24 protein-coding genes and 2 pseudogenes are annotated in these 19,825 nt (G+C 28.7%); 4 read left to right on the top strand and 22 right to left on the bottom strand.

Going from position 1 to position 19,825, the window contains the following annotated elements:
• Window positions 1-70 precede the first annotated feature (70 nt).
• The 4 genes from RT714_RS15940 to RT714_RS09385 form a co-directional block, all read right to left on the bottom strand.
• Window positions 71-307 (bottom strand): transposase family protein, encoded by a 237-nt coding sequence (locus tag RT714_RS15940; protein WP_399326511.1) that lies wholly within the window; start codon window positions 305-307, stop codon window positions 71-73.
• A gap of 318 nt (window positions 308-625) precedes the next feature.
• Window positions 626-1,087: a hypothetical protein gene (locus RT714_RS09395; RefSeq protein WP_313757311.1), complete on the bottom strand. Its 462-nt coding sequence runs from the start codon at window positions 1,085-1,087 to the stop codon at window positions 626-628.
• A 111-nt stretch (window positions 1,088-1,198) separates the two neighbouring features.
• The gene (locus RT714_RS09390) at window positions 1,199-2,044 is read right to left on the bottom strand and encodes a hypothetical protein (RefSeq protein ID WP_313757310.1); all 846 of its coding nucleotides are present in this window, start codon (window positions 2,042-2,044) and stop codon (window positions 1,199-1,201) included.
• A 267-nt stretch (window positions 2,045-2,311) separates the two neighbouring features.
• Entirely contained in the window at window positions 2,312-2,698 is a 387-nt protein-coding gene (locus tag RT714_RS09385; protein WP_312668298.1) for a hypothetical protein, read from the bottom strand.
• An 83-nt stretch (window positions 2,699-2,781) separates the two neighbouring features.
• Here RT714_RS09385 and RT714_RS09380 point away from each other — a divergent pair.
• Both RT714_RS09380 and RT714_RS15935 read left to right on the top strand, forming a co-directional pair.
• A pseudogene (locus tag RT714_RS09380) lies at window positions 2,782-2,926 on the top strand (DDE-type integrase/transposase/recombinase); the annotation flags it as partial.
• Window positions 2,927-3,116: 190 nt separating this feature from the next.
• Window positions 3,117-3,185 (top strand): annotated as a pseudogene (locus RT714_RS15935) (IS3 family transposase); the annotation flags it as partial.
• Between the two features lie 109 nt (window positions 3,186-3,294).
• On the opposite strand, the gene RT714_RS09370 reads toward RT714_RS15935, so the two are convergent.
• From RT714_RS09370 to RT714_RS09325, 10 genes are all read right to left on the bottom strand, one after another.
• Window positions 3,295-3,531, bottom strand: coding sequence for a hypothetical protein (locus tag RT714_RS09370; protein ID WP_313757309.1), 237 nt, complete (start codon window positions 3,529-3,531; stop codon window positions 3,295-3,297).
• Window positions 3,532-3,591: 60 nt separating this feature from the next.
• On the bottom strand, window positions 3,592-4,524 hold the full coding sequence (locus RT714_RS09365; RefSeq protein WP_313757308.1) for a hypothetical protein: 933 nt from the start codon (window positions 4,522-4,524) through the stop codon (window positions 3,592-3,594).
• Between the two features lie 205 nt (window positions 4,525-4,729).
• Window positions 4,730-5,374: a hypothetical protein gene (locus tag RT714_RS09360; RefSeq protein WP_313757307.1), complete on the bottom strand. Its 645-nt coding sequence runs from the start codon at window positions 5,372-5,374 to the stop codon at window positions 4,730-4,732.
• Window positions 5,375-5,747: 373 nt separating this feature from the next.
• On the bottom strand, window positions 5,748-6,254 hold the full coding sequence (locus RT714_RS09355; protein ID WP_313757306.1) for a hypothetical protein: 507 nt from the start codon (window positions 6,252-6,254) through the stop codon (window positions 5,748-5,750).
• 221 nt (window positions 6,255-6,475) lie between these two features.
• A complete protein-coding gene (locus RT714_RS09350) occupies window positions 6,476-7,162 on the bottom strand; it encodes an HAD hydrolase-like protein (RefSeq protein ID WP_313757305.1) in 687 nt (228 codons plus the stop codon).
• A gap of 241 nt (window positions 7,163-7,403) precedes the next feature.
• Window positions 7,404-7,625 (bottom strand): Fic family protein, encoded by a 222-nt coding sequence (locus tag RT714_RS09345; protein ID WP_313757415.1) that lies wholly within the window; start codon window positions 7,623-7,625, stop codon window positions 7,404-7,406.
• Window positions 7,626-7,651: 26 nt separating this feature from the next.
• Window positions 7,652-7,777: a hypothetical protein gene (locus RT714_RS09340; protein ID WP_312667177.1), complete on the bottom strand. Its 126-nt coding sequence runs from the start codon at window positions 7,775-7,777 to the stop codon at window positions 7,652-7,654.
• A gap of 431 nt (window positions 7,778-8,208) precedes the next feature.
• On the bottom strand, window positions 8,209-8,376 hold the full coding sequence (locus tag RT714_RS09335) for a hypothetical protein (RefSeq protein WP_313757304.1): 168 nt from the start codon (window positions 8,374-8,376) through the stop codon (window positions 8,209-8,211).
• A gap of 90 nt (window positions 8,377-8,466) precedes the next feature.
• Window positions 8,467-8,661 carry a hypothetical protein gene (locus RT714_RS09330; RefSeq protein ID WP_313757303.1) on the bottom strand — a complete coding sequence of 65 codons (195 nt, stop codon included), beginning with the start codon at window positions 8,659-8,661 and terminating at the stop codon, window positions 8,467-8,469.
• 285 nt (window positions 8,662-8,946) lie between these two features.
• The gene (locus tag RT714_RS09325) at window positions 8,947-9,426 is read right to left on the bottom strand and encodes an iron dependent repressor, metal binding and dimerization domain protein (protein ID WP_313757302.1); all 480 of its coding nucleotides are present in this window, start codon (window positions 9,424-9,426) and stop codon (window positions 8,947-8,949) included.
• A gap of 142 nt (window positions 9,427-9,568) precedes the next feature.
• Here RT714_RS09325 and RT714_RS09320 point away from each other — a divergent pair, with 142 nt between their 5' ends.
• Window positions 9,569-9,808, top strand: coding sequence for a FeoA family protein (locus RT714_RS09320; RefSeq protein WP_072977369.1), 240 nt, complete (start codon window positions 9,569-9,571; stop codon window positions 9,806-9,808).
• A 17-nt stretch (window positions 9,809-9,825) separates the two neighbouring features.
• Complete coding sequence (feoB, locus tag RT714_RS09315; RefSeq protein ID WP_313757301.1) at window positions 9,826-11,976, top strand: ferrous iron transport protein B; 2,151 nt, start codon at window positions 9,826-9,828, stop codon at window positions 11,974-11,976.
• Between the two features lie 44 nt (window positions 11,977-12,020).
• Here the strand turns inward: feoB and RT714_RS09310 are convergent, their stop codons facing one another.
• The 8 genes from RT714_RS09310 to RT714_RS09275 form a co-directional block, all read right to left on the bottom strand.
• Complete coding sequence (locus RT714_RS09310) at window positions 12,021-12,977, bottom strand: acyl-CoA dehydratase activase (RefSeq protein ID WP_313757300.1); 957 nt, start codon at window positions 12,975-12,977, stop codon at window positions 12,021-12,023.
• A complete protein-coding gene (locus RT714_RS09305) occupies window positions 12,958-14,055 on the bottom strand; it encodes a CoA protein activase (protein WP_313757299.1) in 1,098 nt (365 codons plus the stop codon). The genes RT714_RS09310 and RT714_RS09305 overlap by 20 nt, the downstream gene beginning before the upstream one ends.
• 4 nt (window positions 14,056-14,059) lie before the next feature.
• Window positions 14,060-14,947 (bottom strand): acyl-CoA dehydratase activase-related protein, encoded by an 888-nt coding sequence (locus RT714_RS09300; RefSeq protein WP_313757298.1) that lies wholly within the window; start codon window positions 14,945-14,947, stop codon window positions 14,060-14,062.
• Between the two features lie 216 nt (window positions 14,948-15,163).
• Window positions 15,164-15,868 carry an ABC transporter ATP-binding protein gene (locus RT714_RS09295; RefSeq protein ID WP_313757297.1) on the bottom strand — a complete coding sequence of 235 codons (705 nt, stop codon included), beginning with the start codon at window positions 15,866-15,868 and terminating at the stop codon, window positions 15,164-15,166.
• Window positions 15,862-16,644 (bottom strand): ABC transporter ATP-binding protein, encoded by a 783-nt coding sequence (locus RT714_RS09290; protein WP_313757296.1) that lies wholly within the window; start codon window positions 16,642-16,644, stop codon window positions 15,862-15,864. The genes RT714_RS09295 and RT714_RS09290 overlap by 7 nt, the downstream gene beginning before the upstream one ends.
• The gene (locus RT714_RS09285) at window positions 16,622-17,572 is read right to left on the bottom strand and encodes a branched-chain amino acid ABC transporter permease (RefSeq protein WP_313757295.1); all 951 of its coding nucleotides are present in this window, start codon (window positions 17,570-17,572) and stop codon (window positions 16,622-16,624) included. The genes RT714_RS09290 and RT714_RS09285 overlap by 23 nt, the downstream gene beginning before the upstream one ends.
• Before the next feature lie 11 nt (window positions 17,573-17,583).
• Complete coding sequence (locus RT714_RS09280) at window positions 17,584-18,468, bottom strand: branched-chain amino acid ABC transporter permease (RefSeq protein ID WP_313757294.1); 885 nt, start codon at window positions 18,466-18,468, stop codon at window positions 17,584-17,586.
• Between the two features lie 79 nt (window positions 18,469-18,547).
• Entirely contained in the window at window positions 18,548-19,720 is a 1,173-nt protein-coding gene (locus RT714_RS09275) for an ABC transporter substrate-binding protein (protein ID WP_313757293.1), read from the bottom strand.
• Window positions 19,721-19,825: the final 105 nt, after the last annotated feature.

Genomic DNA, 19,825 nt, shown 5'->3' with positions numbered 1-19,825 from the left:
ATCTATTAGTCTTTCGAGATTTAGGAGTAATAAAATTAAATTTTTCTGCAAAAGTCCTATAGCTACAGTCTTAATTATCGCAAAAGTATTTTTTATTGTTTAGTATAATAGTAACCTGTTTATCCTGTAAAGGCAAATCCTGAAATTTTCTTCGGTAAACAGAGTGAACCCTAGATGACTTCTTTCTACAATAGGGACATACTATCTCATGTCGGCTTGACTCTACAGTAATGATAATATTATGTTCATGTGTTTCATAAGTTAAATAATTGAGTGCAGGATATAATGATTTCACAAATTCATCCATATATAACACTTCCATCCTATCTATTTTATTAATTAGATATTAGTATTCTATATAAATCAATTTATATTCATCTAAAGTTGGAAAGAACCTATTAACCGCTTACGTTTTTACTTTGTCAACAGTCTAAAAAGTGTAAAAGTGCAAGAACTATTGTCCTTGCACTTTTATAATAAATTGTGACTATTTATTAGCTATTTCAAAACTAATTACAATTTTAAAATGTAGAAATTATTTATTTAATACTATAGAACAATAAATACTTATACATATTGACTCTTTTATATTGATTTTATTTAACATTAACATACCTTTTAATAATTATTCAAATACACTCATATCCCATGTGCCATTGCCATAGAAATAATATACATGATCCATTGCAGCATATACTCCAAGAAGTACATCTGAAGTTTCCCCTGTTAGTGAAAATCTAGCTGTAGAAGGATTCGGTTTATATGATCCTGTAACTCTAACCCTTCCCCAAGAACCATCATCATATATTGACCAAGCTTTACTTCCATCATTGTCCCAGTCAGCAACATTCTTATTAAAATCACATTTAAACTTTGCACGAGAGTAATAATATCCTATTACTTTTTCAGAAGCTTTTAAAGCATAAGTTTTTGATGTCTTAGTATACATCCAATCAGAATCTCTTCGCATTAAAAAAGAGTTAACATTGTCTATAGTATTTCCATTTTTATCTAATGCTTTAAACTCTCCTATAGGTATACCATCTTCATCCAATTTATTATTCAATTGTTCTGCAAATGTAGGCATATTAAATACACTTAATAATACTAATGAAAAACTAATGTTGTAATTAATATCTTCTTAATGTTTATCATTTTTCTCCTTCTTTATTAAATAAGAAATAGCTAATAATATATTTTATAAATTGTAATTGTAAATTAATGGATCTCCATATTTATACCACTTACCGTCATAAGTAAATTCTATATTTTTTATATTATTGTTTTTTAAAATTTTTAGTAGATCCTTATTTTTCACAATTTCGTTAAAAGTTACATCACTAATATTCTTTAATTTATTTTCATACTCTTCATCATTATAGTAATATACTTTTGTCTCAAATTTTAAAGTATCTTCTTCTAAACCTAATCTATTAATTTCATATTCAGATTTTTCATTTAGGGATGAAATATTTGATTTGAAAACTTCAAATATAGTTCTATCAAATAAATTTAATTCATCTTTTTGCTTTAATGATAAGCTTTTAACATCACTATCAGTTTCTATAAACTCAATACTATTATTTAAATCTGCAGATGAATAAACTATATCTATTAATCTCACCCTTGTCAGTTCAATTCTGTTTTTATTTGAAATAGTTTCTAATAGTTTTTGTTTAAATAAATCAGATATTTTTTCCTTTTCAACATCATCTAGTTCTTCATTAATATCTAAGTAAATTTTCACAGACATATTGTTCAACGATTTTTCATAACTATCTTTTTTTAATAATAACTTATCTTCATATAAAACTATTTTCTTTAAACTTAACTCATCAAATTCTTTTAAAGTAGACTCTACATTATCTGTCATATATTTTTCAACATCGACTAAAGATAAAGAATTAATGGCCTCTATTTTTTCAGAAAAAGTAGATTTATTAACTTCATTTCTTTCACAACTTGGCAGAATAACAATATTAATCATTGAGATAATTATTAATATTATTACTCTATTTTTATAGCAACACTTTAATCTAATCACATCTCCCACCCTTTCATATTGAAATAATTAATTACTATAATGACTCTTGAAACATTCTGATATTAATTTACTATAGAATACCATTTCTATAAAATCAAGCTAAATTGTAATATAGATTTTTATCTTGTACTAAGGTTATTATTTTTTAAAACTCCTAAATTGTTATTAAGTATAATATAAAATAAATATTCTAATTTATATGTCGATTTCTGAATATTTACTAAGCTTTTTATAACAATAATAGACTTTATTTTACATAAAAACAGATTAACTATTGGCTAAATCATAATTAACCATTGCCTGAATTTTTGCAGAAAATTCGCTTATCTCATTGAATAGAGTAATTTTAATAAAAGCAGATGGATATTTAATTTCTTGTTCTTTACTGCTTTCTATGACTTTATCAATTGCTGAAATAATTATATCATAATTAATATTTTGTAATTTGCTGATGCCATCAAATCTACTTATCTTTCTGCCTCTAATTTTAGTATCATCAAAATAATACATTTCATAAATAGCCTTTTTGACAGCTTCTATCCAAGCGTTATACAGATAATCATAACATTGTTTATTATCAAGTCCTAAATTATATAATAAATCTTTATAGGAAATAAATCCTTTATTTCTTATCTGCTCATCCATATCAATCATATCAATTAATCCATCTTTTTCATTTAATAAAAGATAATATTCTTATGCAAGATTTCTCTGCTGATATGAAAAATAAAATTTGAGTTAGTGACATAACATATATTCCTACTAAAGAAGGATTTCTATATCTGATGGCTTATATGGATTTATATACTCGTAAAATTGTAGGTTGGTCTATGGATAAAAATATGAGAGAACAATTAGTAATTGATGCGTTAGAGTCCGCTATATGAAATGAATCACCCCATGAAGGCCTTGTTGTGCATACCGAATGGAAAATCTCAATTTATTGGTAAGAGGTACCACATTGAAGTTGAAAAACATGGTATTATTCAAAGTATGAGCGATGCTGGTAATCCTTATGACAATGCCATCATGGAATCCTTTAATAAATCATTAAAACAATGCTAACAAAGTCTTTGCCACACGAGAAGAGGCTAAAAAAGCCATATTTGAATACATAGAACTTTTCTATAATAGAAAGTGAAGGCACTTCTTCCCCTTGATATTTATCTCCTTTAGAATATAAAAAACTGAACCTGAGCAAATAGGCTATTCATCAAGTCCGCCTAACCGGGTCTAGTCCATGATGTGTCTTATTTAATTTTTCTTATTTCTTCTATAATAGTCAGTGCACAATAGAATATTATAAAAATGATACCAACACTAAAACTTACTATAATTGAAAAATCTGATTGGAATATTAAACCCAAAATTAGGTTTATTCCAAACATAGTCAATAAAAATATAGAAAGAGTATATAAGACAGCTTTTAATACCTTCTTCATAAATCTATCATGATCTTCTAGTATTTTTTTGTCTTTATTATCCACAGAATTCTCTCCTTCCTATTGCCCATTTTATACCGATGTACATGTGAAATATTTAGAAAATTAATTTAGATAAGTAAAAATCACATTTATAGTTTCCTCAGAAAAATTAATAGGAAAAATATCATAGTAGTATTTCCTGTCCAAATGAAAATCATCTTTATTTAGTTGTTCAATTGCTATATTTTTATTAGATGTTATAATAATCCGGTCAATATATCCATTTTCTAATCTGTTTTCCTGATTATTTGAATTCTCATAATGAAATGACATCATATAATATGGACTATTATCACTTCTCATTCTTTCATAGTTTAAAAAATCAGTAGATATAATATTTTTAATCATAATTGAATTTAGTCCCATTGTAATTTTCTTCAGGTCTTCAGGTGATTTAATTTTAATATTTGTATTTAGATTTACTGAATTCTTTCCAGACCCATTAGCATAATATTTATGAATCGAAATATATTCAGGAACTTTAACACTATCAATGAATATATTCCTTGAAGGACGCATACGAAACAATATTAACTCATATACTAAAATGCTTATTATGAAAATAGTTATTAATAAATTTCCTAATATATACAAATTATTATACTTCTTCTCATTTAGCTTTCTTTCCCTATAGCTATTTACTAACTTCTCAATTAATAAAACAAGTATTATTAAACTAAAGGTACCAAAGCACACCCAATAAGTATACTTTAAATTATAATTATTTGACAAAAATATTTTATATAAACATACATTAAACACTACTATTAATCCTATTCTTATAGTAAGTATTGAGATAACTGATTTATTCTTTAAAATATCTACTTTTCTATATTCATTTATTGGAATTACTATAAATTGTACGAAAAGAACTATGCTAATATTTATATATTGCACCAACAGAGGAGCTTCTATTAATCCAAATATAAAAAACAGAATAAGATTTATTCCTAAAATGTAATAAGCTAAATTCTTTTTTATATTTGATATATTCATAGGTTTCCCTCCCCCCTTCCATATCTTTATATGAATTTTTTGTTTCGTAATATTATTCTACTAAAAATTACTTATATGGACAGTATAACATATTTACAATAAATATCTCCATTGTTTACCTACCTTCTGAATACCTTACTTTATTTTGAGGATAACTTACCTATATATTGATTCTCAATACTTTATATTATAATTAGAACCAAACCTATAAAATTTTATGCTCAATAATGTATTTGCTTAAAATTACCTTCCAAACATCAGAATTAATTGTATTATCAAATAGATCTGATGAGAATTTAGTATAATGTATTTTATCTTGATTCACTAATAGTTCCTTCTTTACATTCGATATTTTTCCTTCAGATAATATAATATCTATATCATCTCTATTCAAAATATCTAAGGCATCATGTAACTGTGGTATTTCATAAGGCTTTATTCCGCTACATAACATCTTTATTTCCCCAATTTCAAAGACCTTTAAATTTCTTTCATTTAATGTCCCTATGTCTATAATGTTAAAGTTATAATTTTCCATTGGAATATTGCCATTGAAAAAATAATCTACCCCATTTTGTGAAAAATATTCATCATTAATAGGGATATTGAAAAAGAAATAGGAATGAATTTTTTCAAGATGATTATTTCTATTTGCTTCTGTATATGATACCTTTGCCCCTATACTAGATAGATAAGATGCCATATTCATTGCTGTAGTAGTTCCCACTCTTGTTATAGCTCCTGCTATTATAATCTTTATGTTTTCTCCTGTGAATGAGTATTGTGTAATTGTTTCTATATCAAAATCCATACTTATATTCATGGATTTTAATAAATATTCCTTATTCATTCCCTGGGGACTTACACATATACGTATTTCTTCTATTATCTTTTCGATACTTTTAGCTGTTATTATATTATAAGTTTGGGTTTCATCTACGATTCTATTTAATGAAAATTCTCCTGAAAGCTTTTTTACAATTATATCTTTTTCCTTTGTGGGAGTATCCTCTTACGAGCCTTTGAATGAGTGATTAACTTATTCAAAGCTCTATTTTCGGGCTCATATCCGACACTTAAACAAAAATAAAAAAGAAGCTATATTCTTAGATTCTCATCATCTGGAGCAATATTTTCCTTATTGAAAAAACAACTAAATTACACACTTACCTATACGGATTTATATTTAATCTGTTTAATAAGTATTTAATATCATCATAGTCTTAGTCTGTTATTCCTGCTAGAAGTAATTTCATAGTCAATAGATGTTTTGATGCTACAGGAACAATCTTTAAACTATTAACAGATTTTGAGTCACTTGAAAGCAATGTCATTGCTGCTTTAGATCTTTTGTATAGCAACTTTCCTTCTTCGTCATTATTACCATGAATTATTAAAACTGGACAATTAACATCTTCTAATAATTTATTTTGATCAATCAATTCAAAATCTTTCAAAATCCTTTTATCAATTACAATCTCTTTCCGTATTTCTTGTGGCGTATATTCAGTTAAATATCCTTTTTCCTCCAGCTCTTTCATTTGTTTTTTTGTAAAAATTTCAGACCAGTTATGGTTCATTGAATCAGTTAAAGCACCTGATAAAACCATCGTTATTATTTCAGGAGTATAGCCATGACACATTACGATTATTGATTCAGAATCAACTGAATATAGATTTCCAACTAGAGTTAAATCCCTTGAGTTCTTAAATTTAACCTTTTCTATCATAATTCATCCTAACAATTGGATTCAAAGCTTACTCCTAATATAAATATATCTTATACCATTAAAGATTCATTGCAAATTTCGACATTAGATAGCCCTTACTCCAGATTAAAGTCTGCATTGATAAGTTTATTCTGTTAGCAAATACCACATATACAGCTATTATAGGATATCAGCAACTTCTATGCCTTATTAATCAATCTTTATTTGAGTACAAATTATTTTTACAATTTATGTATAATTGATTTTAATTCAATTAAATCATCAATAACATAGTCTGCTTTTGATAGTTCTTCTTCACGTGCAAAATCGAAATTACATCCTATGGATACTAATCCATTATCCTTCGCTGCATTTATATCCGAAATACGATCTCCCACAATTGCCCCTCTCTGAATATTATACTTTCTTAAAATAAACTCAACTAAATTAGATTTATCTAATGACTCAATCTCTTCTATGCTATAGAAGTCAAATATCCAGTTATCTAATTGATAAAAACTTACAATAGTTTTTAAGTATTCCTTTAATCCATTGCTAGCTATGAATATTGACCAATTATTATCCTTTAAATAACTTAAAATATCTTCTACATGTGGATATAAAGCACCTTTACCATTTTTTATATTCTCAATCAATACTTTAAGGAAAAATGAATCTGTAAATTTTCTCACCTCTTCTGAGTGATCTGGTAATAAAACTTCCCATACTTTTGGTAATGGGGCGCCCATTATCTCACGATATTTTTCAATTGGCATTTCTCCATCCCATTCATTAATTGATTCTAAATAATTAAAAGTTTCAAGTAATGATATTTCTAAAACTTTATTCGTCTGAAAAAGTGTTCCATCCATATCAAATATAATAGATTTTTTTATTGAATTCTGTTCATTATATATAATTTCTGTCATATTATCCTCCTATTTGCAATTTATATTTCTGCTTATTTCCTATAACGTTCGAGTATTGCCAAAGTTTCTAAAGGTTGGATAGCTATTATCTTAATATGATTTTGCCAACGGCTAGTCCAATATGAAATTTGTACATATTCAAAACTATTGTAGGATTACTATTTTTCAATCAGCAACATAGCTCTCAGGTATAAATTGATATACCTTTATAAAATTACTTAAGCTTCCATATGATCTTTTATTATATTCTCTTAAATATTTCTGTCATTTTAGCATAGTCACAATTAAAAGAAGTTATACTTGCATCTATCATTTCTTCTTGTGAAACATTGTAAAATCTAATATCATATCCTGCTGCTTGTGCTAAATGTTCCATCATCATTCTCTGTGTTATTACATTGCCTTCTCTAAAAGGATGTATCACATTAATTTCACTTAAATAGTATGTAAGACTTTCGGCTATTTTTTCTCATACTATCATGTGTTTTACTATATGGTTATCCTATGTTTATCTATTAATTTTCTCGTCATCTCATCAAAACTAATCTTTTCAGTAAGACATTCTCTAATTCTTCTTTTATCTTCCTTATTTAGAAGCATGCCTTCCATAGACATTTACACAATCAACTTTTCTTATAATCTCCTATATACCTTTTATATTTTAAATCCAAATAAATTTTTACTAAAAATACTTTTAATTTCTATTTCTCCTCAATATAAAAATACCATAAGATTCTTTTATAAATAATACGGTATTTCAATGGAATATTGAGTTTTAATAATCATGATATTTAACATATATAAAACTTTAACAAGAAACTAAATTTTCACTTCTGTAAAATCATCTTTTCTATTAATTCACCTTCTTCAATCTTACCTGTTTCCATAAACCATAATGATGCATAGAGTGATTTTGCTACAACCATTAAAATTATCAAATGTAACTTTCCGTAATTCTACCATAAATAGCTACCTTAGTTAATATAATCTTCATCTTAATTTTTGCCTTCGAATTTAGAACATCTATATTTTAACTTAATCTTAAATTAGTCTGATTTGCTACTCATCTCTTTATAAATTCGCTCTAAAGTAATTAAAGCTGGACTTAAAATTCCAACAATCAAAAATAAGGTTTCATAGAGTTCATTATTAAGTACTGCTCCTATAGCAATACCTATGTATCCTCCTAGTATTGAGAGTAAAACTAAAGCCATATTTTTTTACACCTCCCTAATAAAGCATTAGTAAGTCAATATCTTTCACTACTATATTATAAAATCTCATAATTATAACAGCATTATTTCCTATGCACTAATAGAAATTAATAAATTTGTATTCTTTATTTCTTTCTGTTCTTGAATTAACCAGTCCATATTTACCTCTTGATTCCCAATATGAAACATAAGAAAGTCCTGGTTTGAATTATATATTTCTAGAACTCTCTTAATATCTTCTTCTGCTATCTCTTTTATGGTCAATTTTTTTGTCTTTAATATCATCCTATATTCTCCTATTATTAATAATCCTATTTAACAAAAATAATATTTTAATATTTATTCTATAAAATATTATTCTATATTTTTATTATTCTATATTTTTTTCAAAATCCTTCTTTTTAAATTAAATATCTCCAAAAACATAAAGCAAGTAATTTGATTGATATCTTCTGAATAAATTTAATAGCTGTTTTAAAAGAATTATCATGAAAACAATTTATGGGATTTAACTTTTTAAAATATATAATATGAATACCTAGTAATTAATGACAAAGCCCTAAGAACCTATCATTCTTCTTTCTTAAATATCTCCCTATAGTTAATATACATTTCTAATATCTTCTTATTTTCATGAAAAAATTTATATAGAATCTCTAAATTATTAATCGTACTAGATGAAATATAATGCTCTATTAGTTCTGTTTGAATTAAAGTATTTTCTTTGCATCCTATAAAATGCAAAAACCTTTCTATGATATTATGTCTATTTAATAAAAATTCTCCTAATTTTTCCCCATCCTCTGTTAAGGTTACAATTCCATATTTCACATAATTAACTAATCTTAACTCCCCTAGTCTTCTTACCATCTTTGAAGCAGATGAGTCCTTTACATTCAATAGTCTTGCCAATGTATTTATTCGAATATATGGTTCTTCTAAGCTATTTCTATATATCATTTCAAGATAATCTTCTAATGCTGGAGTAAGTAAAGTCCTGCCATACTCATTTAACTCATATCCTCTTACTGTACGAAATTTGCTATTCAATATTATCACTCCTAAAATTTAACTAATAAATTATACACTATTATTATATATACGAGTAACACATAGAAAGTATTTTACATATTTTAGTGTAGGGAAAGTTTTTTTCCCAAGACTAAAATATATTTCTTAGGGGGTTTTTTATATGGATAATATTTATATTCCACTTAACTCATTATCAATTGGAGAAAAGTGTAAGGTTAAAAAATTAATGTCTGAGGGGTTAACAAGAAGGAGATTATTGGATTTAGGATTAATTGACAATACTATAGTAGAACCTTTACATCAAAGTCCTTCAGGTGACCCTATTGCTTATTTTATTAGGGGCGCTGTAATTGCCCTTCGTTCCGATGTGGCTTCTATGGTTTTAGTAGAAAAACTTTAAATTAGGAGGGGAAGTTTATGGGTTTAACTAGCACATCCACAGGAATAGGAATTTTAGAACAAGAACTTAAAATTGAAAAAAACTCATTTGATGATAAGGTTATAGCCTTAGGCGGAAATCCTAACGTAGGTAAGTCTACAGTTTTCAACAGTCTGACAGGGCTAAATCAACATACTGGTAACTGGCCAGGAAAAACAGTTACAAATGCACATGGAAATTACTTATATAAAGATAGTAATTTTATCTTAGTAGATATACCAGGCACCTATTCTTTAATGTCAAATTCTATAGAGGAAGAAGTTGCTAGAGATTTCATATGTTTTGGAAATCCAGATGCAACAGTAATTGTTGTAGATGCCACTTGCTTGGAGAGAAATCTCAATCTTGTATTACAAACCTTAGAAATTACTTCCAAAGCAGTAGTATGTGTTAATCTTATGGATGAAGCAAAAAGAAAAGGTATAAAAATAGACTTAGAAGAACTATCTAAAGAACTTGGTGTTCCTGTAGTAGGAACCAGCGCTATTAAAGGAAAAGGATTACAAGATTTGATGGATTCCGTTTATAATATAGCCTTTGATAAAATTAAATTAAATCCTATAAAAATTCAATATGAAGAATCAATTGAAAAAGCTATATCTAACATTGAAGCAATACTAAAGCCATTAATTGGAAATAGATTAAATACTCGATGGGTTGCACTAAAACTTATAGATGGAGATATTACGTTAATCAACTCTATAAATAAATATCTTGGATTTAATTTAATGGATAAAAAGGATCTAGTAGCTCAAATTCATAACTCAAGAAAATCTCTAAATGAAGAAGGAATTACTCATAATATACTTCGTGATAAAATAGTTAGTCATTTAGTCAATATTTCAGAAAACATTAGCAACAAAGTTGTTTCTTTTAAAAATGAAAACTATAATAATTTTGATAGAAAAATAGATAAATATCTTACATCAAAGAAAATAGGAATTCCTATTATGATTTGTCTTTTAGCCTTAGTTTTCTGGATAACTATTACTGGTGCTAATTACCCATCCGAAATGATTGCTAAAGGATTATTTTGGCTGGAAGATAAAATCACGTTACTTTTTATATGGATAGGTGCCCCCACTTGGTTACATGAAATGCTAGTTTTAGGAGTTTATCGAACTCTTGCCTGGGTAGTTTCTGTTATGCTCCCACCTATGGCTATATTTTTCCCATTATTCACATTGCTTGAAGATTTAGGTTACCTTCCTAGAGTTGCCTTCAATCTAGATAACTTTTTCAAAAAATCCTGTGCTTGTGGAAAGCAAGCTCTTACTATGTGCATGGGTTTTGGTTGCAATGCCGCAGGTATAATTGGCTGCAGAATAATTGACTCCCCACGTGAACGGCTAATAGCAATTATCACCAATAACTTTGTACCTTGTAATGGAAGATTTCCTATATTAATAGCCATCATTTCAATGTTCTTTGCTGGAGCTATAGGAGGTCCTTTTGAATCTATACTATTAACATTAATTCTTACTAGTGTTATAATTCTAGGTATTATAATGACATTGATAGTATCTAAAATATTATCCAATACAATACTTAAAGGAATCCCCTCAAATTTCACCTTAGAATTACCGCCTTATAGAAAACCACAGGTAGGTAAAATAATAGTACATTCAATCTTTGATAGAACCTTATTCGTTTTAGGTCGAGCAATCGTAGTAGCTATACCTGCTGGTCTAGTTATATGGATTATGGCAAATATTTATATTGGAAATTCAAGCATATTGACTCATTCTGCAAACTTTCTAGACCCATTTGGAAAATTAATTGGATTAGATGGTTATATATTAATGGCATTTATTTTAGGTTTTCCAGCAAATGAAATAGTTATCCCAATAATAATTATGAGTTACATGGCTACTGGTTCTCTACTTGAATTAGATAGTCTAGTACATTTAAAAGAACTTCTTATTTCTAATGGATGGACTTGGTTAACAGCTGTATGTGTAATGCTATTTTCATTAATGCATTGGCCTTGTGCTACTACATGTCTTACTATAAAGAAAGAAACTCAGAGCCTAAAATGGACTATTGTTTCTTTCCTTGTACCCACTATCACTGGAATTGTGATTTGTTTTTTAGTAGCAAATAGTATTAGATTAATTGGTTTAATTTAATTTTAGAGATATAAAACTAAGCTAAGAATTATCTTAGCTTAGTTTTATATTGCCATTTTATTACTCCATTTTCCACATCTATCCCCAAAACATCCAATATTACTATTATTCTCGTTGATTGTAACTACTTCACATCTATTTGCACATCCGTTACATTCAAAACTTTTAGAAATAAATTTATTTTCAGCAAGATTAAAGCCTTTAAAATTAGTTTTTCCATTTCTTTCAGCTGCTTCCCTCCCTATTATTGCTGCACCTATAGATCCCATAACATTATAATGCTCTGGAACAAATATCTCAAAGCCTAAAGCACTTTCAAATGCTGACCTTATCCCCTTATTTGCAGCAACTCCTCCTTGGAAAAACACCTTAGGCATGATTTCCTTGCCCTTCCCAATATTATTAAGATAATTTCTAACTAAAGCATCACAAAGTCCTCTTATTATGTCAGATTTATTATATCCTAACTGCTGTTTATGTATCATGTCTGACTCAGCAAAAACTGCACATCTTCCAGCAATTCTTACAGAGGTGTTTGATTGCAAGGCGTAATCTCCAAACTCTTCTATTGGAATATCAAGTCTTTCTGCCTGCCTATCAATAAATGAACCTGTACCAGCTGCACAAACAGTATTCATTCCAAAGTCAGATACTACTCCGTTTCTTAAGATAATAATCTTTGAGTCCTGCCCTCCAATTTCAATTATTGTTCTTACATACTTATCTATTTCAAGAGCTGCAACTGCGTGAGTTGTTATTTCATTCTTTATTGCATCGGCTCCTATTAATGTAGCAGCTATATGCCTGCCACTTCCCGTAGTACCTGCTGCTCCAATTTCAATATTACTATATTTATCTTTTAATATTTTCAGACCATCTTGTACGGCTTTTATTGGACTTCCTTTAGTTCGTAAATATATCTTTTCTATTACCTCCATTTTATTGTCCAAAATTACAAGATTCGTACTTACTGAACCTACATCAACTCCAAGATAATGCATATCTCCTTCTCCTTTCAAGCAAGTCTACAAATGCTTCAATCCTAGTAACAAGACCAGCCTCACCAGTCATTTCATCAACTACAAGGGACATTATAGGAAAATCTTTATCCTTTGATATTGTAGGAAGGATTGCTTTCGAAACAATTTCTGGCATACACCCCATTGGAAATATTTGAATAGCCCCATCAAACCCTTCCTCATAAGCCAAAACTGCCTCGCCGATACACTCCCTTGCATGACCTCCTATTCCAAGGTTAAGATATTCCTTTGCTCCCTTTTTTATATCAAGTGAATTTAATTTAGTAGGAACTAATATCATATCTTTAACCCACCAACTAGGAGTTAATTTTCTTGATGTTGTAACTCCATAATCCATCAACTTATCTTCAATATACAAGTTTGAAAATGGCTCAATTACAGTATAAATTTCACCAATTATAGCTATTTTTATGGGATTTTTATCTTTATCTATCTCTATACTCCTTAAACTATCTTTATAACCTTCTAGTAAATTAATCATTTCTTTAGGACTATTACATTTTAAAGCCTCTTTTTTACAGCTATTTAATATTCTTTTACATTGACCATTCACCTTTTCATATCCAGATAAATAATGAGCCTCTGATTCTATTTCATCAATTAGATTTATTACCTTCTTTGCATCAGTCAAAGCCTTTAACTTTTGATATTTTGACTTACTACTTTGGGAAGACAACTTATTTATTCTATTATATAACTCTTTAATTCCTATATCTCTTGGAGCATCAATTACTACAAAATCTAAATTATACTTAAGTTTTTTTAATAAATTTATTTGCAATTCACAGTATTCCCCAAATCTACATGGCCCACAACTTCCTGTAATTATTACTGTATCTGCTCCCTTTTCAATTGCTTGTATATAATTACCTATCATTATTTTAAATGGTAAACACATTTCTTCTGGAGAATATAAAGAACCAATTTCCAAGGCTTCTTTATTACTTAATGGGGGCATTATATAATCTATTTCCAGTCCATCAAATAATGCCTTCGCAGCTAAATATACATTCCCTAAATGTGGAGCTGTTATTTTCATCTTATTAACTCCTTTCCAACATATCTACAAAGGCTTCTATTCTTGTATCAAGACCTGCCTCACCAGTATGTTCATCTACCTTCAATATCATAAAAGGAAAATCCCCTATTTTGTCCCTAATAAGTTCAACTACTACAGAATCTATTCCACACGCAAAGGAAGATATATATATAATTCCATCTACCATCTTTTCTCTAGATACATTTGCTGTAAAACCATAGGAATTTCTTGCAAATGTCCAAAAAGGTTTTTTATATAAGTTTTTAACTTCCATATCTATTAATTTGTCATCAATAGATTCCTCTGTTATAACACCTACTCCTAACTCATTAAGCTTTTCTATTATATTCATATTGATAAATTTATCATAAATATTATATGGATGTCCTGCCAAAGCAACTCTCAATTTATAATTCTCATCTTTTATACCTTGTTTATGGTTTTTCTGCTCACTTAAAGCTATATTAAATGCTTTTCTTATTCTAGAGCTGTCTTCTGTTATTTTACTTCCTGCTTCTTCAGCCCAACTATATAGCCTTTTCTTTGATATAGCGTAAATAGGTTCTATAATTGTTTGGGGAATATCTGGTATACTATTTAAAACCATTTCAGGAAGTCCACAAAACTTTGGACATATATATTCTCTTTTCCTGACCTGCATTATTCTAGGAATTATAATAATATCAACCTTATCCTTCAATGAAGAAACATGTCCATGAAATACCTTAACTGGAAGGCAAGCTTCATCTACTGAATATTTAATACCCTCATTTAATATTTCAGTATTAGTATCAGGTGAAACAATTACTTCTGCTCCCAATTCAGAGAAAAATGTCTGTAAAAAAGGATGATATTTATAATATAACAATCCTTTAGGAATTCCTACCTTCATATTTACCTCCTCTATAAATTAAGATTACATCTGTATATTATTGGCATAATTCCAAAAAGTATTCAACTATACAAATGAATTCATAATTCTAAATAAAAAAATTATCTGCCGACGCATTATTAAGACAAATTTCTTTGAAACTCCTTTATAAAAATGTTTTAAAATAAAAAAACCTATAGACTCAATTCTTATAATTAGTCTATAGGTTTTATAAAATTATCCTTCAAGATAAGCCTTTTTAACTCTTTCATCTGCTACTAGCTTTTTTGCATTGCCTTCTATTTCAATTTCTCCATTTCTGATTATATAAGCTCTATCTGCAGCATTAAGTGCCATATTTGCATTTTGTTCTACTAATAAAATTGTAGTTCCATCTTCATTTATATTTTTTATAATAGAAAATATCTCCTTTACTATTATAGGAGCAAGCCCCATAGAAGGTTCATCTAATAAAAGTAATTTTGGTCTTGACATCAAGGCACGACCTATTGCAAGCATTTGCTGTTCTCCACCAGATAATGTTCCTGCCATTTGCTCTTTTCTTTCCAGAAGTCTAGGAAATAAGGAAAACACTTTATCAAAATCTTTCTTTATTTCTTCCTTATCATTTCTTATATAAGCTCCCATTTCCAAATTTTCCATTACACTCATTTTAGAAAATATTCTTCTTCCTTCTGGAACATGGGATATACCTAATTTAACAATATCTGGGGCATTTAAATCATTTAGATTTTCCCCATTTAGCTTTATTTCTCCACTTTTAGGTTTCTCCATTCCTGATATAGCTTTTAATGTTGTACTTTTACCAGCTCCATTTGCACCAATAAGCGTTACTATTTCTCCCTCTTCAATTTTTATACTTATATTTTTAAGTGCATGAATAGCTCCGTAATAAACATTTACATTTGAAAGTTCTAGCATTGTGCAGCCTCCTCACCTAGATAGGCCTTAATCACTCTTTCATTTTTTTGTATCTCTTTTGGTGTTCCACTTGCAACTAAATTTCCATAATCAAATACAAATATTCTTTCACAAATATTCATCACCAAAGACATATCATGCTCTATAAGAATTATCGTAAGATCAAAAGTTTCTCTTATCCATTTAATTAAAAAATTAAGCTCCTTTGTTTCTTTGGGATTCATTCCTGCTGCTGGCTCATCTAATAAAAGTATTTTAGGTTTTGCAGCTAAAGCTCTTGCAATTTCAAGTCTCCTTTGATCTCCATAAGGAAGATTCTTTGCAAATTCATCTTTCTTATCTAATAAATTAAACTTACTTAAAAGCTCTATTGCTTCATCATAAGTATTTCTTTCAGTTTTATAATATGAAGGCAGCTTAAATAAAGCTGAGGCTACTCCATATTTCAAACCATTATGAAACCCAATAAGTACATTATCAAGTACCGTCATATTTTGAAAAAGTCTTATGTTTTGAAAAGTTCTAGAGATTCCATAATGAGTAATTTTATGGGGTTTTAAATCTTTAGTAACTACTTTTTTCTCTAAATCATAAACTATTTCTCCTGATGTAGGAGTATATATTCCCGTTAATAAATTAAAAAATGTTGTCTTTCCAGCACCATTTGGCCCTATTAGACCAATGATTTCTCCCCTTTCTATGTCTAAACTCACATCGGATACTGCTTTAATACCACCAAAATTCTTCGATAGATTACTTACTTTCAATACTGACATTTTTTATTCCCCCCTTCTTTAATAACTTAAATTCTTCTTTGCCTAAAAGTCCTGTTGGTCTATAAATCATTATAGAAAATAGAATAAGTGAGTAAATTACCATTCTAAGTTCTGGTATTCTCTGAAGGAATAATGAAATCACAGATAAAGCGATTGCACCAACTATTGAACCTGCAATACTTCCCATTCCACCAAATACAACAATTACTAATATATCAATGGATTTCATAAAGCCAAAAGAATCAGGTTTTATGAAGTAAAAATAATTAGCATAAAGTGAGCCTGCTATTCCTGCAAAAAATGCTCCAACGGAAAAAGCTAATACTTTATAAAAAGTAGTATTAACACCCATAGCCTCAGCTGCTATTTCATCTTCTCTTATGGCTATACATGCTCTTCCATGATAGGAATTAATAAAATGTTTTATTAACATTATTGTAGCTACTGTCATAAAAAAAATCCAAGTCCAATTTGTATATTGTGGAATATCATTAAATCCAATAGCTCCACCTATATATTCAGTATTTAATGCTAAAATCCTAACTATCTCACCAAATCCAAGTGTAGCTATGGCAAGATAATCACCCTTTAATCTCAAAGTTGGAATTCCAATAATAACACCTGAAATTGCAGCTACAAATCCCGATGCTAATATAGCTAATATAAAAGGTTGCCCTAATTTAGCCGTAAGTATGGCCGATGTATATGCTCCTATTGACATAAAAGCTGCATGCCCTAATGAAAATTGACCTGTAAATCCAGTAATCAAATTTAAGCCAAGAGCCAAGATAATATTAATTCCAATAAGAAAAATATTTAATTGCAAATAAGAATCTATAATATTGAAATTTATTAAAATATTTACTAAAAAATAAATTGTTATTAATACACCAAAAGTTATAATATTTTTTTTGTTTAATTCTTTCATCTTTCTTCCTCCTATACCTTTTCTTTTACAGTCTTACCTAAAAGCCCATTAGGTTTTAATAATAAGACTATAATAAGTATTGAAAAGGCAACAGCATCTTTAAATACTGATCCTCCGTAAGCAGAAACAAGGGTTTCAGTCATGCCAAGAAAAAACCCTCCAAATACTGCACCAGGAATAATTCCTATTCCTCCTAATACTGCTGCAACAAATGCTTTTAATCCAGGGCCTGCCCCCATTAGAGGATTTATAGTATTGTAATAGACTCCCACAAGAACTCCTGCTGCTCCTGCTAATGCAGAACCAATAGCAAACGTAATTGATATAGTCTTATTTATATCTATCCCCATGAGCTCAGCAGCATCCTTATCAAGAGAAACCGCTCTCATGGCTTTGCCAACCTTTGTCTTGTGAACTATATATTGAAGACTCATCATCAATATTATAGTTATTAAAATAATGTATATATTTTTTATATCTATTATAATTTTGCCGTTAAACAAAGTAAGAATTCTACTCTTTAAGACTTCTGGAAACGTTCTTGTATCTGGTTTCACAAAATATACCATGATATATTGTAAAAATAAAGATACAGATATTGCAGTAATAAGGGCTGCAATCCTTGTTGAATTCCTTATAGGTTTATATGCTACTTTTTCTATTACTACTCCTAGAATACTACAAACTAACATAGAGATTAACAATGAAGGAAGAAAACCTAATTTTAGAAAGGTTGTTAAAGCAAATCCCACATATGCCCCCATCATATAAATATCTCCATGGGCAAAATTAATTAAATTTATTATCCCATATACCATGGTATAACCTAATGCTATTAGAGCATATATACTTCCTAGCGATATCCCATTTATTAATTGCTGTAATAGTTGTTTCATTTATAACTTCCTTTCTATAAAAGTATATAAGAACAATGTCTTTAAATTTTCAACCATTTAAAAACATTGTTCTTTATTCTTATTTTGGATCTAATTTTTTTAAGAATGTTGGAACTCCGTCTTTCATTTCTATAATAGTTACAGATTTTACTGGATTATGGTTTTCATCTATGGATATAGTTCCCGTTACTCCCTTAAAGTCTTTGGTTTCTGCAATAGCATCTTTTAATTTCTCTGAATTTGCTTCACCAGCTCTCTCTAAAGCATCTTTTAGAAAATAACCTAAATCATATCCTAAAGCATTAAATGCATCTGCATCTTTGCCATATTTCACTTTGAAATTTTCTTTAAATTTAACTACTTCTTCTGCATCGTCCATTGGAGAATAGTGGCTTGAGTAATACACCTGATTTAAAACATCTTTCCCTGCTATTTCAGTAAGCTTTGGAGACTCATATCCATCTCCTCCAAGTATTGGTACATTTAATCCTAATTCTCTTGCTTGCCTAACTATTAACCCTGTTTCTTCATAATAACCAGGAACAAATAATACTTCTGGGTTTAATCCCTTAAGATTTGTTAAAACTGCTTTAAAATCTGTATCCTTTGCTTGATAAGCTTCTTCTGCTAATATTGTTCCGCCTTGAGATGTAAAGGTTTCTTTAAACGCTTTTGAAAGTCCCTTTGCGTAATCAGAAGTATTATCAGCTAAAATTGCAGCATTTTTAAATCCTAAATCCTTTAAGGCAAACTCTGCCATCATAACTCCTTGAAAAGAATCACTAAAACAAGTTTTAAATATATATTCTCTAACTTTCCCATTGCTATCTACTGTAACATCATCAGCTGTAGCTGAAGCGGATATTAGAGGAATTTTATTTTGCATAGCTGCTGGTGAAGCAGCTTTTGTATTTCCAGATGTAGCTGGTCCAAGTAATACTACAACCTTATCTCTAGTAGCTAACCTAGTAGAAACATTGGCAGTTTCTGTATCTTCAGACTTATTATCAACTTTGATTGGCTCTATTTGTTTTCCAAGTACTCCTCCATCTTTATTTATTTGCTCAATAGCCAATAATACTCCATCACTTAAATTTTGACCGTAAGTTGCAACAACACCTGATAACTCATAATTTAATCCAACTTTTATTGTATCTCCACTAGTTTGATCACTTGAAGTTTTAGATGTACATCCAGCAACAAGACTTAATATAAGAACAAATGATAATACTCCTAATAATTTTTTATTCATTTAAAACACTCTCCTTGTAATTTTAATATTTTATTTTAGCCTAATACCATCTTCATCTATATTAATAATCATATAAAATAAACGCCTCCTTTAAAATTTCCATTA

This window comes from Tissierella sp., assembly GCF_032104385.1.
In the GTDB taxonomy this organism is placed as follows: Bacteria; Bacillota; Clostridia; order Tissierellales; family Tissierellaceae; genus Tissierella.
Note: the sequence above shows the minus strand (reverse complement) of the source record. Positions and strands in the feature narration are given on the sequence as shown.